Genomic DNA, 18,268 nt, shown 5'->3' with positions numbered 1-18,268 from the left:
TATTGAGTAAAAATGATAATTTATAAAGAAAGTAAGGATTTTTTCTAATTTTAAAAAGGGCAAACAACCAAAATCTACTCTATCTTATATAAGGTAGAGGAGATTTTAAAAGGGTTTTTGTTTAAGAAAATAGTATCCAATATTTAGTTGCTGGTGAGATAAACGTAAATTATTTTGAGATTTTAAAGCTGCCTCCATAATAATAATTTTCTCCAAGTTTCATAACAGCTACATATGTTCCTGGATTATAAGCCTTAGTAATAGGTGTTACAAATCTACCATAATTATGTTTTAAACCAGAGTCATAAATGGTTTTATATCTATGCAAGTTTATTTCATCATTTTCATTTCCACTCAATTGATATATTTTTACAATACCAGTATCTTTACCACCAGTAAATATAGTAACATCGAATGTATCTCCATGTTTTAAGTCACCAACTGCTAACTCTTCTATAAAATCTGCATTATGATGTAATAAAAAATAGCTTTGCCAACGCCAATTATCTGAAAATCGTGATTCTGTTTGTGTAAGTTGCGATTCAGCAGACACAGGTGGGAGCGTACCAATTGTATTCGAAAATAAAAATCCTCCAACAGTCAATGCACCAATAATTGTTGATTGCCTTAAAAGTTTCATGTTCTAAACCTCCTATTTACTTAAGGATTCAGAAATCGTTTTTGTGAAAAGCTAGCTATGAAATCTAATGGATGATAATATCTTCTATAATCATATTAACATTTATTGATTTATCAGACAAATCAATAAATAATAAAACTATATCGAGAGAGTTAAGGCTAATATAAGAAAGAAGTTAGAAGTATAGCTAAGAAATCTGTAGTATATGTAATTGGGATTTGTTATTTGAAAACTCGATTGTTTTAATGTTTAAATTTCAATTCAACTTTAAGTTTCAGTACATAATTTTACAATTTGACTTATGTAATTTATCAAGTTATGATTTTTTTATTATAAAAGAAAGGCTTGAATATAATGATCCGTCGTTTGAGAAAGCTAAAAAATGTAGCAGTCGTATTAAGCTTCTAAGTGAATTACAAAGATCTACAATACTTAGAAGCGAGGAATAAAGTTATGAAGCATCCATTATATAATCATTGGTCAGAAACGAAGTATTTAAAAGATATAGTTACAAATCCACTCATTGAGGTAGGAGAGTACTCCTATTATTCAGGGTATTATGGTCATCAAAATTTTGAAGATGGCTGTGTAAGGTATTTGTGGGGGGATGCTAAGTCCAGAGCACTTTTCAATCCAATTGAACAGATGGGATGGCATCTTGATAAACTCATTATTGGGAATTATGTTTGTATTGCCAGTGGAGTAGTCATTTTAATGGGTGGTAATCATAATCATCACTCAGAATGGATTACAGTATATCCATTCGCTGAGCAAATTGAACATTCATATGAACCGAAGGGTGATACAATTATAAAAAGTGATGCTTGGATTGGAATGAATGCAATTATAATGCCTGGCGTTACAATTGGTGAAGGCGCAATCGTTGCAGCAGGATCAGTCGTAAGTAAAGATGTTCCGCCGTATACAATAGTGGGTGGAAATCCAGCTAAAGAAATAAAGAAACGATTCACTGATACAGAAATAAATTTGCTGATGGAAATGCGTTGGTTTGATTGGGATAGAGAATTAGTTGAGAAGGCAATGCCTATATTATCTAGCTCATCTATCAATCTATTATATGATTTTTATAAAAAGGAAGTAAAAAATAGATAAGTCTGTGAAAAAAACTACATTCTATATAGGATGTAGTTTTTTATTATAAAAGATTAATAGTCTAGACTAAGGAAAATTTATCTCTGGTATGAGTCTAGCAAATAGCTGAATTGAATAATTAAAATCCTTGATAGCTAATAAAGCCAGTGTGTCTCGATATTTAATCGGACACACTGGTTTTATTTTTTGTAAATGTGGAACAAATGTATTATTTAGATTGTCTATTCATTGTAATCCTAAAAAATATGAAATTACGGATCATTTTTAATAATACAAGGGTATTAAAAATAAGGATGTGTGGGGAATACTGACTGTATCAGTGCGCCTAAAATGATGGAATGGTTTATATGGAAGCGATCCTAACGTCTTATATGTATATAGAATTTGATAAAATTGTCTATTTTTATAGTGATTATGCTAGAAAAGATATTGGAGGTAAGAGAATTGAAAGGTATGTTTTACAAAAAATTCATTGTAATAGTAACAGTGCTGACACTATTTTGTAGCATAGTTGTTACATCTGGGAGCGCATCAGCGGAAACAGTCCCTGTTTTAGACGTAGAAGCAGGATCAGCAATTTTAGTAGAAGCAAATTCCGGAAAAATTTTATATGAGAAAAATGCTGATGAATCACTAGCAATTGCTAGTATGACAAAAATGATGAGTGAATATTTAGTTCATGAAGCGGTGGAGAAAGGAAAACTTAAATGGAATCAAAAAATTAAAATTTCTGAGTATGCATATACGATTTCGCAAGATCGTTCATTATCAAACGTTCCATTAGAAAATAGTGGCTCTTATACGGTCAAAGAGTTATATGAGGCAATGGCAATTTACTCTGCAAACGGTGCAACAATTGCTTTAGTTGAAGAAATTGCTGGAAAAGAAGCCGATTTCGTGAAAATGATGAATGATAAGTCAAAAGAGTTTGGAATGAAAAATTACAAATTTGTAAACTCTACAGGCTTAACAAACTATGATTTAAAGGGACATCATCCAGAAGGGACAACTCCAGACGAGAAAAATAAAATGTCCGCAAGAGATTGTGCGATTTTAGCACAACGTCTCGTTCAAGATTTCCCCAAAATGTTAGATACAGCAAAAATCCCCAAAAAAACATTCCAAAAGGGTGGCAAGTATCCAATTGATATGGTGAATTTTAACATGATGTTAAAAGGTTTAATTAAGCAATACGAAGGTGTAGATGGTTTGAAAACAGGAACAACTCCAGAAGCTGGTGATTGCTTCACTGGTACGGTAGAAAGAAACGGTATGCGTCTAATCTCTGTAGTAATAAAAGCAAACTCTCATACAGCACGTTTTGATGAAACGAAGAAATTATATGATTATGGATTTGCAAATTTTGAAGTGAAGAATATCTATGGAAAAGGTTCAGTAGTAAAAGGGCATGAAACAGTGCGAGTTGCAAATGCAAAAGACAAAGATGTAATAGTTCAAACAAAACAAGCTATTTCACTTCCAATGCCGAAGGGAAACAAGGACGTTTATAAAAAAGAATTTAAAGTATCGAATGAAGAACAAGAAGCGCCCATTAAAAAAGGTATAGCAATAAGTAAAATGGTTATCTCGCCTAAAGATAATACGGATCCTGGATTTTTATCAGGTAAATCATTACAAATAGACCTTGTAACAAAATCTGATGTAGAACAAGCAAATTGGTTTACACGTTTTATGCGTAAAATCGGATCTTTCTTTAATGGTATGTGGAATAGTGCGGTTGATATAGTAAAAAGCTAAGTTTATAGGGTGAAAACTAAATATTAATCTAAAAAAAGAGTTTCGAAGCTTTATAGATTCTTATGTAGATAGCTCGAAATGGAAGATGGTATTAATTTTTAAATTGGATACTTCGAAACTTTTGTTATTGTAATCAAGCTAACAGAAATTTGTATCTATAAAATCAAAAAACAATATTCTTTTTGTGGAAATATACAGAAAGGATGGCGTTTATTATGAATTTTTTAATTCAAAGCATTCTATTACAAGGTTAGTTTAATAAAGTTATATAAAGAAAAACCATCCATTATTTCATCAAGTGACAATAAAAAAATAATATCCGGTACTTATTTCTGTAATTAGATTTTATAAAAACTTAATAAAATCTTTTCTTTGTATTAAATACTTTGTTTTAAATTATTTATATAAGGAAATGGAGACCAAAAAACAGATGTATAGATTGACTTTGAAGTGCTTATATCAGGGATCTAACAATTCTCCCGCTACACTAGTATAGTGGCCTTTATGAATAGCAAAATCTACAATTTACAAGGAGAACATTTTATGAGTAAGAGAATAAAAGAATTAGATTCTATACGAGGATTAGCGGCACTTACTGTGGTATTTGGACATTTTTGTTTAATGCTACCATCGTTGCCTAATGCTATTAAATTTTCCCCACTTAGGTTTTTATGGGCGGGTGGGGAAGCTGTTATCGTTTTTTATGTACTAAGTGGTTTCGTGTTGTCTATGGCACTTTATCATTCAAAAACAAATTATTGGGGATATTTAATTAAGAGATTTGTAAGAATCTATATTCCTTATTATTTTTGGATAATCGTTACCTTTGCTTTATTTATTTTATTTTCGCCGTATGAAGTGGTAGGACTACGTGATTGGTTCTATGATAGATGGCAAGGGTCTATAACAAAATTAGATATTATAAACCACTTTGTGCTTCTTAATAACTTTTTTACGGAAAATTATAATCCAGTTATTTGGTCATTGGCTCAAGAAATGCGTATATCTATTGTGTTTCCTTTGTTATTTCTTCTCTTTTATAAACTGAATTGGAAGAAAACGATGCTATTTGCTTTGAGCTTTTCTTTAATTAGTGTTTTTCTTAATATGTTGCATATTGGGAAAGCTGAGGGGTTTTATAATGGTTATGCTGATACGCTACATTTTACATCTATGTTTATGGTTGGAATGTTACTTTTTAAACATCAGGAAAAACTTATCTACTCATATAGGAATATGAAAAAATTTAATAAAGGATTTCTTATTGCACTAGGGATTATTTTATATTTATATTCCATTTTAATTTATGGTATTTCCCGTAATGATACTACTTTCTTATTAAAAGATTGGGGTGTCGTAATGGGTGTTAGTATATGTATTATAATGGCCATGAGTAACCTAAAAGTAAAAGCATTTTTAAATAAGAGTGTGTTTGTATATTTAGGGGAAATTTCATACAGTATCTATTTGTGCCACTTTCCAATCATGATGGTACTATTTAAACTTTTGTATACAAAGATACCTATCTTTTTCCTTCTTATTTTGTGCATTACAATCACACTACTTTTTTCTATAGTTTCGTATCATTTAATCGAAAAGAAATGTATCAATTGGGCAAAACAAAGAACCACAAATTTATTGAAAAAAGTATAATGCCTAGAGAGAGTTTATTTCTTTAGTAAATATACGAATATGACCGATTCCTAAGCATTTTTATGAATCGGTCAATTTAGGATTATAAATGTAAATATAGTAAAGTGGAATATAAATGAAATCGAAAACCATTTAGAAATAACAATTACGTTGTGAGCTATTGTATAGTATAGATATGGTTAATACTAAAGGGGGAATACATATGTGGAAGCGATTTGTAGCGATTGGTGATAGTTTTACAGAGGGAATAGGGGATGAAGTTGAGGGGATTGTATTAAAAAGCTGGGTAGATCACTTTGTTCAACTGTGTGTACACGATATAGAATATGCCAATTTTGCAAAGCGTGGTTTAGTAACGAAAGAAATTCGCTCGCAGCAATTGGAAAAAGCATTAACTTTTAAACCAGATTTGGTTAGTCTAATTGCGGGTGCAAACGATGTATTAAAAGGACGTTGGAATCATCAAGCATATAAGAACGATATGGAATTTATGATAGATAAATTAAGTAAAACAGAAGCTGATATTGTTATAGCAAACCTTCCAGATTTTACAGTGCGGCTTCCTTTTGCTTCTGAAAAAAAACAAGTAATAAAAGAACAATTATTAGAGGTAAATGATGTTATATGTTCACTAAGTAGAGAGTATAAGCTTCATCATGTTGATTTTTGGAATCATCAGTTAGTTAATGACAATACGCTTTGGTCTACGGATTTCATTCATCCAAACTCAAAAGGCTATGTAAAAGTTGCTGAATTGATTTTTAATAGTTTGCCTGTACATGATTCTTCTAAATAAGCTGTAGAATGACCAAAACTCCTGTCGGACATATCGCACAGGGGTTTTTAATACGAAAAAGAAGGATAAAGGGCTATAAATTATAGTTTAAGTAACTTTTTATTTTTGATATTTTCTGTTGCAGAACTCTTTGTATAAGGGTTCTTTTTTGTAGATATTTGATACAAAAAAGATAGAATTGGAGAACAGGAACCAAGAGATATTTTAAATGAAATTGTTAAAACAATACTAATAATAAAGTTCGTTAATTATATCGGCTTCTTCTTTTTGTATGAGCTTAAAGACTTCTCTCTTCTAATCCGGCTTAACCATAAATTAAATTTTTATTGTAAATGTGGAACAATTTCAATACTTACGCTGTCTATTAATCGTTACGCGTTTTTATTTAATATATCAAGAAAGGAAAAAACATTTTTATATAAGGGAGAAGATTGAATTGAAAAAATTATGGATACTGCTTTTCTTTTGTGTCGCAGTTATGTTGGTAGGATGTAATAAAAACGAATCGCCAAAACAAGCATTTGAAGAATATATAAATTTATGGAATGATAAAAAATTTGCAAATATGTATGATCATTTATCAGAACATGCCCAAAAAACGATTTCTAAAAAGGAATTCACAGAGAAATATCAAAAAATTTATGAAGGTATTGGCGTTAAGAATTTAAAAGTTAAAACGAAAGGAGAGAATGCAAAAGATAAAGAACTGTTACTTTTTGAAGTTAAGATGGATACAGGTGGAGGAACAGCTTCATTTATCCATGAGGCAAAACTTGTGAAAGAGAAAGAATCTTGGAAAATAGATTGGACACCAGATTTTATTTTTCCAGGTATGAAAAAAGATTACAAAGTACGTATGCAAATAGAACAAGGAAAACGTGGGGAAATATACGATCGAAATGGGAAAGGTCTAGCAACGAATGGTAAAGCAACTAAAGTTGGAATTATTCCAGAGAAACTCGGCGAAACGGCGGCGCAAACAAAAGAAATAGTAGCACAGTTACTGGATATGTCTATAGAAGAGGTCGATCAGAAGCTTACAGCGAAATGGATAAAACCGGATTCCTTTGTACCAATTGGTATTTTAAAAGAGGGAACTAGACAGAATGATTATATTGAATTAGAAGGAGTATCATCTCGTCCAGTCAATATTCGTACGTATCTATTAGGTGAAGCAGCTGCACATTTAACTGGATATATAGGAAAGGTGAATGCAGAGGAATTAAAATCGCTTCAAAAAAGAGGTTATCAAGCTGATGATTTAATAGGTAAGACAGGTTTAGAGAAAGTACTTGAGAATAAATTGCGTGGTGAAAAGGGTGGACGCGTATTTATAGAAGATGAAAACGGGCAAGAAATTAAAAACGTAGCCAAAAAAGAAGCGAAAGCAGGGGAAAATGTTACGTTAACAATTGATGCTGCAATTCAAGAAAAAATCTATAAGGAGATGAAAAATGAAGCCGGCTCTAGTGCAGCGATCAATCCTAAAACAGGTGAAACAATCGCGCTTGTAAGTAGCCCTGCGTATAATCCAAATACAATAGTTAGAGGAGCATCAAAGGCCCAACGAGAAGCATGGAATAACGACTCGAAACTACCAATGATGAATCGCTTCACACAAGCATTTGTACCAGGTTCCGTATTTAAAACGATTACAGGTGCAATTGGTTTGGAAACAAACACAATAAAACCTAAGGAAGAATTTAATATTCAAGGATTAAAGTGGACAAAAGATTCCTCTTGGGGAAATTATTATGTAACACGTGTGAAGGATGCAAGTCCAATTGATTTTGATAAGGCAATGAAGTACTCTGATAATATTTATTTTGCTCAACAAGCTTTGAAAATGGGAAAGGATCAGTATGTAAATGAATTTAAAAAATACGGATTTCATGAAAAATTACCAATTGAATACGAATTTCCTATTTCAATCATTGCAAGAGATGGGATAAAAAATGATATTCAACTAGCAGACACGGGATACGGACAAGGACAAGTATTAATGACACCACTTCATTTAGCATTAACATATGCACCGATTGTGAATGAAGGGAATATTCCGTCGCCTCATCTTTTAAAAGAAGCAAAAGTTACGGGGAATTGGAAAGAAAATGTGATTTCTAAAAAGAATCAAGACATATTAAAGAGTGCATTAATCAAAGTCATTAATGACCCTGATGGCGCGGGGAGAATTGCTAAGATTAATGGTGTAACTCTTGCTGGTAAAACAGGTACAGCAGAATTGAAAGAATCGAAAGAGGCAGACGGAAAAGAACTCGGATGGTTTGCAGCTTTTGATGCAAATGAGCCAGACATGATTGTAACCATGATGATTGAAGATGTAAAAGGAAGAGGAGGGAGCAATGTTCCAGGCGAAAAAGTAAAACATATTTTTCAGAAATAATAGCTTATCATAAGGTGAGATCTTCTAGTAAATTCACTATATGTTTGCTTAACTCAAAGGTATAAATTGCTTGAAATATAGAACAAATATATTTTAAAAAAGCATTCTTACTAGTCGAGAATGCTTTTTTACTGTGGCTACAGAAAGTTGATAACTCATCTTCATGTTCATTTTTGAAAGGTTGACATTGTAAATAGTAAATAGAAGAGTAAAACAAAATGAAATGGACAAGTTTTAAAATTAAACAAAACAGTTATTTAGTAAAACATAAATAGAGCACACAAATAAGCATGCTCTAAGAAAAAATGTGATATAAGTGGAGTGTTGCATGAAATTCACAAATAATAATCAGATTTTTATGAGTGTATTTTTAACATTGTATGCTTTACTTGTTTTTTAGGAGCCTGTCATGTAAGAGAATGTATGGGGGATTCTCAAGAGGATTTTTCTATCAAAAAAAGATAAACAATGGAACAAATGAAATTTGTATCTTGTCTATATATTGAAACCATAATAAAAGTGAGGGCAGTTTTATGTTTATTCAAATAAGTTTGAGGTGTGGAAATGGAACAGACGTTTATTGAAAAGTGTAATCATGATGAGCTGGACTATGTTATAAAAGACTATTGGCAAGATGTATGGAATTATTCATTTATTATTACGAAAGATCCACACTTATCAGATGATATCACGCAAGATGTATTTATAAAGGTATTTAAAAATTGGAATTCATTTCGAAAGGAGTCATCTATTAAAACGTGGATATTAAAAATCACAAGAAATACGGCAATAAACTATTTGAAATCATCTTATTTTAAAAGAATATCTTTAGTAGGTTTTTTTAGTGACGATAAGCAAACTGTGTCGGCAGAACAAGAATTTTTTAAGCAAGAAGAAATGAATGATGTGTGGAAAGTTGTATTAAAACTACCTAAAAAGCACCGTGAAATAATAATATTGGATGCAAAATATGAATTATCTTATGAAGAAATGGCTGAAACACTAGGAGTATCCATTGGAACTGTAAAATCTAGATTAAGTAGAGCAAGAAGTAAGGTTTCAAAATTAATAGGGGAGGGTAGTAGTGATGAACAATAAACAAAATCCTGACTGGTATAGAAAATTAAAAAAAGGCCCAATGGAACACCGTAAAAACGAAGAAGAATATATTTATAAAATAAAGCAATCTATATATGAAAGTAATGAGGGAGGCTCTCTAAAACAAACAAGACGATTTCGTAAAAAAGCATTGCCAATTGTTGTGGTTTTAGCTTGTACATTTTTATTTTTTATTGTTCAACAACCTTGGCTTGATGATAATAAATCACCGGTACAAAGTAGTACACAAATTAAGCCTAAAACAAAAGATGAGTCTGCTCAAGATCCAACATTAAAACAATTCATGAATGAGTTATATCAAAGTACAAATGTAAAAAATAAAAATGAATTGTATAAAGCATTAAACGATGAAGTTCAATTTAAAGGGAAGAGCTATAAGAAGGATGAATTGAAGTTTGATGAAGATATTTTTCATGAGTTGCAAGTCGCTCTTACAATGGGGGGAGAATTTGCAAATGATACAAAACATGTATATAAAGTACCAAGTGGTTTGACAGAAAGTAACCAACCAAAGCAACCTCATTTTATATATGCAACTGTTACTGGAAATAAAACGAAAATTTTAGCTGAACCAAAGCGAGAATCGCAAGTTTTATATGAAGTATCTAATGAAATGGTAAAAGCTTGGATTCCAGAAAAAGTGCAGAAGGATGAATATATAAAAATATCGACAATTAACGGTAATACTGGATATGTACAAAAAGAGTATGTTTTAACTGACATTAAATACTCATTTATGTTTGAAAAGAATAATGAAGGTGAATGGAAAATAATAAATATAGATTCTATTTGGTAAAAAAGGAAGGTTCATTAAAGTGAACCTTCCTTTTGGTTTTTATTCTCTTTTTGAAGAGTATTCCAGGACTCTAAAATTTCTGATGTAACGAGAGCAGCAATGTTTTTTTCTGAATTACTACCAGGAATAACGACAGAAAGGGCAATTTGTGGATCTTCGGTAGGAGCATATGCAATGAATAGAGAATGATTGATCATTCTTGCTTGCTCATTGGGAAAACCTGTAATACCTGTTTTACCAGCGACGTCGAAGGGCAACTTTTTAATCTCCTCTATATTTTGACTCATTCCACCTTGTACGACACTCCAAAAGTTCATTGGGTAACGATTTGAACTTTCTAAAATTGGTTTAAACTTTTTTGTTTCTTTACCATCTTGACCAATAATAGCACTTACGATTTGAGGTTTATATTTATCACCTTTACTTGCTAAAGTTGCTGCATATTGAGCAAGTTGAAGAGGAGTATGCACTTCATTTCCTCCCCAAGAGGCATTTAATAAAGCGGAAATTCCATTTTCAAACTTATTAGAGGGATGGAATTCATATTGTCCGTCTTCTTCAAAGGGTAAATCAATCCCGGTTTTAGAACGTAGGCCGAATTGCATTAAATAATCTGTCCATATATGTGCCACTTTTTCTATATTTCCATTATTTTGGTTGAATAAGGGCAAAGCTACTTTTGCTGTCATAAATGTGTTAGATGAATTAATAATAGCCTGCCTCGGTGTAATCTCACCTGTTGGTGTTCCAGGTGCATTCGTAATATTATTTTGATTATCATACTGAAAAGTACCCTTATCTAAGTAAGTGTCTTCAGGTTGAAAAAGCTTTTCGTTTAATCCAATTAAAATAGTAAGTGGCTTTATAGTAGAAGCCATATTTACATAAGATTCACCATACTTTAATTTTTGAATTGCATTATTTTGCGAAAGTGATTTTATGTTATTTATTTTAGTTGATACATGTGTATGTAATATATTTGGGTCAAAAACTGCCGAGTTGGCCATAGTTAAAATTGCGCCAGTTTTTGCATCGCTCACTACAGCATAACCAGCTTTAGCATCAGGTGTTTTCTTAATTTGAGATTTTAATGCTTCCTCTGTTTTTTGCTGTAACTTAGAGTCTAAAGCTAATTGGACATCTTTTCCCTTTTGTACTTTTTGAATATTCCATAAGAATTTTTTGTTATTTATTTTAAAAATAAGAGTTTTACCAGGTTTTCCTTTTAAATCATTTTCATATTGCAACTCAATCCCGCTTTTTCCAACAACCATATACTTTGAATTAAGGTCATGTTCTACATACCCAATTACCTGTGAACCAATTTCGTGTTTAGGATAATAACGTATTACTTCATCTTTAATTATTACATTTTTGGGTTTGTTTTTGTTTATGAATGCAAGTTCGTTCTCAGTTATGTCAGAGTATAACGGTATATCATTCATGGTTTGCTTTTTACAAGATTGTTGTAATTGAGATTTTATATTCTCTGTAGAAATATGATGTTGAAACTCGTTTGAAAATTGATTAAAAAAAGCTAATGTGTTTGCTGTATCTTGTTTTGATAGCTTGTCCTCATTAGAAGTGCAATATAAAGACTTAACTTTCTTATTTGTAGCTAGTATTACACCATTTTGATCAAGTATTTCTCCTCTTTCAGCTGAAGAAGTTTCGGTAGTAATTGAAGCGAAATGGCTTTTTAATAAAATGATTAAAATAACACCTACAATAGAAATAACCGCTATAAATCTCCATCTTTTTATTTTTGTATGTAACATAAAACCCTCCCTTTTTAGCCTATTCCATATTATAGTTAATTATTTTTTTTTGTAAATGTGGAACAACTTTATTATTTAGATTGTCTATTAAGTATTACAGCATGAAGAAAGGAATAAATAGTATGAAATTGTACTTTTAAGATGAGTCGTTATACAGTGTAGCATTTCTAATGCAAACGACAAAAAATAGAGAGAAAACAAGACAGGAGAGTTTTGAACTACGTAGTAAAACGAAAAGAAATGGATGCTTACAATGGTTTAGTGAAAAAGTCGAAACGATATTTATCCCGCTATTTGTCGGGCAGTAAGATCCCCACCTCAAAATTCAGCGGAAGCAAAGAAGTTAGATGGGGGATCAACTGTCCGTAAAAGCCCAATTGGTGAGGGTTGATTAAGGTTTCACTTTATAATTGGCCATCGTTACGTAATATATAAGCAAATATATGGAGGATTTATGGAAAAGCAAAAAGGAAATAAGAAGACATATATATCTATTCGATTAAATATCATGTTCCTTTGTATATTTTTACTATTCTCAGCTATTATTATGCAGCTAGGGAAAGTACAAATTGTTGAGGGAGAGGCTTATAAGAACCAAGTGGAAAGTAGTCAAAATGCAATAACGAGTATTCCAGTTCCACGTGGACAAATTTTAGATCGAGAAGGGAAAACAGTCGTTAATAATAAATCTCTTCGCACAATTACGTATACAAGGGTAAAGGGGATTACGAGTGAAGCTATTTTAAAAACAGCAAAAGACTTGGCGGAAGTACTTGAAATGCCTGAACAAGATATAAATAAATTAACCGATATCGATAAAAAGGATTTTTGGATGCAGTTGAATACGAAACGTGCGGAAACAATGATTACGAAAAAAGATATAGAAAAGTTTAAAGAAAAGGGAATAGAGGGAAAAGAGTTAGATAAAAAAATAGAAGAATTAAGACGAAGTCGAGTTACAGAAGGTGAATTGGCAGAATTAACAGCACAAGATTTAAAGGTGTTAGCTATTAAAAGTAAAATGAGCTCAGGTTATCAACTAACACCACAAATTATAAAAAAAGATGTAACAGATCAAGAGTATGCGCAAATCAGTGAAAATCTTGCGGAGTTTCCAGGGGTAGATGCAACGGTTGATTGGGAGCGCAATTATGTAAATGGTGATTTATTTCGTTCCGTGTTAGGTAATATTACGAGTAGTGAAGAAGGTTTGCCAAAAGAAAATTTAGATTCGTATTTAGTACGCGGATATAACCGTAATGATCGTGTAGGGAAAAGTTACATTGAACAACGATATGAAGATGTGTTACATGGTACAAAAGAAGAAGTGAAAAATATTACAGATAAATCAGGAAATATTATAAACACAGAAATAATTTCTAAAGGAAAAAGTGGTAATAGTTTAACATTAACGATTGATATGGAATTACAACAGAAAGTGGAAGAAAGTTTAGAGAAAAATTTGAGAGCTTTTAAGAGTTCAGAGCCGCTATTGGACCGAGCTTTTGTTGTTATGACGAATCCGAATAACGGACAAATTTTATCTATGGCAGGCAAAAGGATTGTAGAAAAAGAAGGGAAAATGGAAATCGAGGATTTGGCATTAGGTAATATGACAACTTCGTATGAACTAGGATCAGCTGTAAAAGGTGCAACTTTATTAACTGGATATGAGACAGGGGCAATACAACCAGGAGATCAATTTTATGATGCACCGATGAAATTTAAAGGTACACAAGCTAAGAAATCGTGGAATGTATCCGGATTTGGTAATATTAATGATTTACGAGCTCTACAAGTATCTTCGAATGTATACATGTTCCAAACAGCTTTAAAAATTGCGGGCGTTCATTACGTACCAAATGGTTCATTGGATATAAAACAAGAAGCATTTAATACGATGCGCTATTATTTTAAGCAATTTGGTTTAGGAGTTCCTACGGGTATTGATTTACCGAATGAAATAATTGGACAAACTAGAAAAGTAGATAGCCAGCCTGGGTTTTTACTAGATTTTTCTATCGGGCAGTATGATACGTATACGCCATTGCAATTAGCACAATATATTTCAACAATTGCTAATGGCGGTTATAGAATGCAACCTCAAATTGTACAAGAAATACGAGAGCAATCAATAAAAGAAGAGGTTGGAAAAGTTATTCGCTCAATAGAGCCTGTCGTATTAAATCGAATTGATATGAAGACAGAACATATTAATCGGATAAAAGAAGGCTTTAGATGGGTATTCCAAGAAGGTGATGGAACTGGCGTGAAGTATTTCAAAAATGCTCCATATAAACCAGCAGGAAAGACAGGAACAGCTCAAACTGTATATGGTGGAGATGATCCAATTGGTAGAAATGCAAAAGGAGAACGTATGGAATGCTACAACTTAACGTTAGTTGGATATGCTCCATACGATAATCCAGAAGTAGCGTTCTCAGTAGTAGTTCCGTGGCTTCATAATGATAAAAGTGGAATTAATTCTATAATTGGAAAGGAAGTTTTAGATGCATACTTTGATTTAAAACAGCAACGTATACATGGTGAATCGGCTAGTACAGATAGTTCTAAGTAAAATTAGTAATATTCGAGTGCTTTTCTCAGGGAAGAGACCCTGTTTATATAAAGGTATTTATAAGTGGAAAATGAGATGTGAAATAAGAGATAGCGGCGATCATAGCCACTATTTCTTATTTTGTTAACAACTCTCATACTAATTATAAATTTTTTAGTTTATGGAACAAATTTGTTTCGGTGCTTGTCTATTATGTGTACGTATAAAGAGGTATTAAGAATTTGAAAGGAATGATGATTTTGAAAAACAAGAGGATGCTAAAAATAGGTGTATGCGTTGGTATATTAGGTGTAAGTATTACAAGTCTACATGCTTTTAAAGGAGAGACATTGCAAGTTGAAGCGAAAGAAAAGACTGGAAAAGTGAAACATAAAAATCAGGCGACGCATAAAGAGTTCTCTCAACTTGAGAAGAAATTTGATGCACAATTAGGTGTATATGCGATTGATACTGGTACAAATGAAACCATTTCTTATCGACCTAACGAAAGATTTGCCTTTGCATCAACTTACAAGGCTTTAGCGGCAGGAGTATTGCTACAGCAAAACTCAATTGATACATTAAATGAAGTTATCAAATTTACGAAAGAAGACTTAGTGGATTATTCACCTATTACAGAGAAACATATAGATACTGGAATGACGCTAGGAGAAATTGCAGAGGCTGCAGTTCGTTATAGTGATAATACTGCAGGAAATATTTTATTTCATAAAATAGGCGGACCGAAAGGGTATGAAAAAGCGCTTAGACAGATGGGGGATCGGGTTACTATGTCTGATCGCTTTGAAACAGAGTTAAACGAAGCTATTCCAGGAGACATTCGTGATACTAGTACAGCGAAAGCAATTGCTACGAATCTTAAAGAGCTTACGGTCGGAAATGCGCTTCCGCATCAAAAGCGTAACATTCTTACAGATTGGATGAAAGGGAATGCTACAGGAGACAAACTTATTCGTGCAGGCGTGCCAACTGATTGGGTAGTTGCAGATAAATCAGGAGCGGGAAGTTATGGAACACGAAATGATATTGCTATCGTTTGGCCACCAAATAGAGCACCAATTATTATCGCAATTTTATCTAGTAAAGATGAGAAAGAGGCTACCTATGATAATCAACTAATTAAAGAGGCGGCTGAAGTTGTCGTTAATGCTTTTAAGTGATAGTCTCTCAATTCTTTATGTAATGTAATTGAAAATATGAACTTGGAAAGCGATTCTTTTTAATGTGAAAAGAATCGCTTTTTTGTATTTCTAATACATTTATAATCCAGCTAACAAAAGAATTAAATATATTATATGTAGTATTACCAATAGCTATACTGGTTAAGATTCCTATGGAGGCGCTTTATTCAGTAAGAGAAATATGTAATTATACATATTTCTTTTTTATAATGTTTTTATATGCAAAATCCTTTACGTATGCATTATCGATTATATTCAAAATGTCACAGGCCTTGATATGTCTGTAAAAACGTATCAAAATTTTACTTTAAGACACACGGTATATAAATTTTTGATTGGGCAAATTCCTCTTTTTTAGGAAGAGTAAAAACACCTACTATAAAAATTTTCACAACAGAGCCAGATAACGTGATAAAGTATTTATTGCTGTGCATGTAAATATCAAAAAAGCCTTACAAAATGATGTTTGTATTGGTTTAGTTTTTACAATTTTAGGAAATTAATAGCATTTTATGACGTTATTATTAACCTAGTTTTCAAGAAATAGAGGTGAATGTAGGATGACTAAACCTTTTAAAAAAAATAGTCGTTATATGGTAGGGTTGGACAGTCTAAGGGGTCTAGCTATACTAGGTGTTATTTTGTATCATATTAATTTTAATTGGATGCCTGGAGGGTTTTTAGGAGTTACAGTATTTTTTGTACTTTCAGGTTATTTAATTACAGATATTCTAGCCATGGAGTGGAAGAGAAATAAGAGAATTGATTTGAAAAAGTTCTGGCTTAGTAGGGCAAGAAGATTACTTCCAGGAATGATTGTCATGCTCGTTATAACATTGGCATGGATTACGATTTTTCATAGCTCTTTACTTGAAAAAATGCGTGGAGATTCATTAGCGGCATTATTTTATGTTAGTAACTGGTGGTATATTTATCATAAATTATCGTACTTTGATAATTTTAACCAGATTTCGCCATTAAATCATTTTTGGTCGTTAGCAGTCGAAGAACAATTCTATGTTGTCTGGCCGTTTATTATTAGTTTAGGACTTTACTACATAAAAAAACAATCCCGTATGATTTTATTGATTTGTCTAGGAGTATTTGCTTCAGCTTTAGCAATGACAATTTTGTATGAACCTGGAGTTGATCCGAGCAGAATATATTATGGTACAGATACGAGGGCCTTTTCATTACTTATCGGAGCGGTACTTGCCTTAGTTTGGCCAAGCAATAGGCTTGCTAATAAAATTATCCCGAAGGCGCGTTTCATTCTTGATGTAGTGGGTGGCATTGCTCTTATTATTATTTTGGTTATGTTTTGGAAGACCAATCAATATGATCCATTTCTATACAAGGGAGGAATGGTTCTTTTATCAATTGCAACAGCATTGTTAGTGGCAAATCTAGCTCATCCAGCTAGTCGCATTGCTCAATTTTTACGATTTAGACCTTTACGTTGGGTAGGGGTAAGATCGTATGGCATATACCTCTGGCATTATCCAATTCTCACATTAACGACTCCAAAAGTAACTGTAGGGGATTTTTCAATAATAAGAGCAATCCTTCAATTTCTTCTAATAATATTGATTGCGCAAATTTCATGGAAGTTTATCGAAAAACCAATCCGACAAGGTGCGCTCCGGAACATTCAGTTTAAGAACTTAAGACTTCAAAATGTCACTTTAGGTGTTAAGTTAGCTTTAGTTTGTTCATTATTCTTTACGTCAATAGCAATTTTAGGCTTATTAAATGCTAGTAAGGCTAAGGGGAATAATCAACAAGATAAGGTGGAAGCAGTACAAACACAACCCGTGCCACATCCAGTTGCTGTTTGGGAAAAACCAAATCAAGAAACGCCTCTAAATCAAGGGGAATCAAAAGAAGCAAATTCTGCACACCCTAAAAATCCAATCACAGTTACTGCGATAGGCGATTCCGTTATGATTGATATTACTCCATATTTAAAAAATACTTTTCCTGATATTAGGATTGATGCGCAAATTGGCCGTCAGCTGTCAAAAGCGATTCCAGTAGTTGAACAGTTAAAAAATGAAGGGAATTTAGGAAACTATGTCATTGTCGGATTAGGTACAAATGGAGCCTTTACTACTGAACAACTTGTTTCATTAATAAAATTAATTGGAAACGAACGTAAAATAATATTTATTAATACGAGAGTGCCACGTCCGTGGGAATCAATTGTGAACGAGAGACTGAAAGTAACAGTAACTAAATATCCTAATGTAACTCTAGTTGATTGGTATGCGGCAAGTGCTGGAAAGAAAGACTACTTTGCACCTGATGGTGTGCATTTAACCAATGTAGGTGCAGAAGCATACGCAGTCCTTGTGGCTAAAGCGGTTAATCAATAAATAATTATATTTGATCAAATTCTTTTGCACAGTTAGCTGAAATAAAAAAAAATCTATGTTTGAAGAAATAAACTTTT

At 32.3% G+C, this 18,268-nt stretch carries 13 protein-coding genes and 1 pseudogene; 11 read left to right on the top strand and 3 right to left on the bottom strand.

All coding sequences use genetic code 11. The features are described 5' to 3' along the window. Window positions 1–169: 169 nt before the first annotated feature. A complete protein-coding gene (locus ACTFRS_RS06225) occupies window positions 170–640 on the bottom strand; it encodes a DUF5065 family protein (protein WP_098229065.1) in 471 nt (156 codons plus the stop codon). 453 nt (window positions 641–1,093) lie between these two features. On the opposite strand from ACTFRS_RS06225, the gene ACTFRS_RS06220 reads away from it, so the two are divergent. The 7 genes from ACTFRS_RS06220 (at window position 1,094) to ACTFRS_RS06190 (ending at window position 10,279) form a co-directional block, all read left to right on the top strand. Continuing rightward, complete coding sequence (locus ACTFRS_RS06220) at window positions 1,094–1,753, top strand: CatB-related O-acetyltransferase (protein ID WP_242293661.1); 660 nt, start codon at window positions 1,094–1,096, stop codon at window positions 1,751–1,753. Window positions 1,754–2,197: 444 nt separating this feature from the next. Further along, window positions 2,198–3,511: a D-alanyl-D-alanine carboxypeptidase family protein gene (locus ACTFRS_RS06215; protein ID WP_440023939.1), complete on the top strand. Its 1,314-nt coding sequence runs from the start codon at window positions 2,198–2,200 to the stop codon at window positions 3,509–3,511. A 504-nt stretch (window positions 3,512–4,015) separates the two neighbouring features. After that, window positions 4,016–5,164 (top strand): acyltransferase family protein, encoded by a 1,149-nt coding sequence (locus ACTFRS_RS06210; RefSeq protein WP_440023941.1) that lies wholly within the window; start codon window positions 4,016–4,018, stop codon window positions 5,162–5,164. Window positions 5,165–5,339: 175 nt separating this feature from the next. Continuing rightward, the gene (locus ACTFRS_RS06205) at window positions 5,340–5,960 is read left to right on the top strand and encodes an SGNH/GDSL hydrolase family protein (RefSeq protein WP_139869157.1); all 621 of its coding nucleotides are present in this window, start codon (window positions 5,340–5,342) and stop codon (window positions 5,958–5,960) included. A 436-nt stretch (window positions 5,961–6,396) separates the two neighbouring features. Next, window positions 6,397–8,364 carry a penicillin-binding transpeptidase domain-containing protein gene (locus tag ACTFRS_RS06200; protein ID WP_440023944.1) on the top strand — a complete coding sequence of 656 codons (1,968 nt, stop codon included), beginning with the start codon at window positions 6,397–6,399 and terminating at the stop codon, window positions 8,362–8,364. 564 nt (window positions 8,365–8,928) lie between these two features. Beyond that, on the top strand, window positions 8,929–9,462 hold the full coding sequence (locus tag ACTFRS_RS06195; RefSeq protein ID WP_000438333.1) for an RNA polymerase sigma factor: 534 nt from the start codon (window positions 8,929–8,931) through the stop codon (window positions 9,460–9,462). After that, window positions 9,452–10,279, top strand: a complete 828-nt coding sequence (locus tag ACTFRS_RS06190; RefSeq protein WP_087952680.1) for an anti-sigma factor — start codon at window positions 9,452–9,454, stop codon at window positions 10,277–10,279. Before ACTFRS_RS06195 ends, ACTFRS_RS06190 begins: the two co-directional genes overlap by 11 nt. 14 nt (window positions 10,280–10,293) lie before the next feature. Here the strand turns inward: ACTFRS_RS06190 and ACTFRS_RS06185 are convergent, their stop codons facing one another. Continuing rightward, on the bottom strand, window positions 10,294–12,057 hold the full coding sequence (locus ACTFRS_RS06185) for a peptidoglycan D,D-transpeptidase FtsI family protein (RefSeq protein WP_439194694.1): 1,764 nt from the start codon (window positions 12,055–12,057) through the stop codon (window positions 10,294–10,296). A gap of 170 nt (window positions 12,058–12,227) precedes the next feature. Here ACTFRS_RS06185 and ACTFRS_RS06180 point away from each other — a divergent pair, with 170 nt between their 5' ends. From ACTFRS_RS06180 to bla, 3 genes are all read left to right on the top strand, one after another. Further along, window positions 12,228–12,365: a hypothetical protein gene (locus tag ACTFRS_RS06180; protein ID WP_173601498.1), complete on the top strand. Its 138-nt coding sequence runs from the start codon at window positions 12,228–12,230 to the stop codon at window positions 12,363–12,365. Between the two features lie 146 nt (window positions 12,366–12,511). Further along, the gene (locus ACTFRS_RS06175; protein WP_431084557.1) at window positions 12,512–14,635 is read left to right on the top strand and encodes a peptidoglycan D,D-transpeptidase FtsI family protein; all 2,124 of its coding nucleotides are present in this window, start codon (window positions 12,512–12,514) and stop codon (window positions 14,633–14,635) included. Window positions 14,636–14,847: 212 nt separating this feature from the next. Then, a complete protein-coding gene (gene bla, locus ACTFRS_RS06170; protein ID WP_431084686.1) occupies window positions 14,848–15,795 on the top strand; it encodes a class A beta-lactamase Bla1 in 948 nt (315 codons plus the stop codon). A gap of 7 nt (window positions 15,796–15,802) precedes the next feature. Here bla and ACTFRS_RS06165 read toward each other — a convergent pair. Beyond that, a pseudogene (locus tag ACTFRS_RS06165) lies at window positions 15,803–15,970 on the bottom strand (undecaprenyl-diphosphatase); the annotation flags it as partial. A gap of 406 nt (window positions 15,971–16,376) precedes the next feature. Here ACTFRS_RS06165 and ACTFRS_RS06160 point away from each other — a divergent pair. Then, window positions 16,377–18,191, top strand: a complete 1,815-nt coding sequence (locus ACTFRS_RS06160) for an acyltransferase family protein (RefSeq protein WP_431084558.1) — start codon at window positions 16,377–16,379, stop codon at window positions 18,189–18,191. Window positions 18,192–18,268 lie beyond the last annotated feature (77 nt).

The organism is Bacillus cereus group sp. MYBK139-1 (assembly GCF_051916915.1).
In the GTDB taxonomy this organism is placed as follows: domain Bacteria; phylum Bacillota; class Bacilli; order Bacillales; family Bacillaceae_G; genus Bacillus_A; species Bacillus_A pacificus.
The sequence above is the reverse complement of the archived record's forward strand: the minus strand, read 5'-3'. Positions and strand labels throughout refer to the sequence as shown.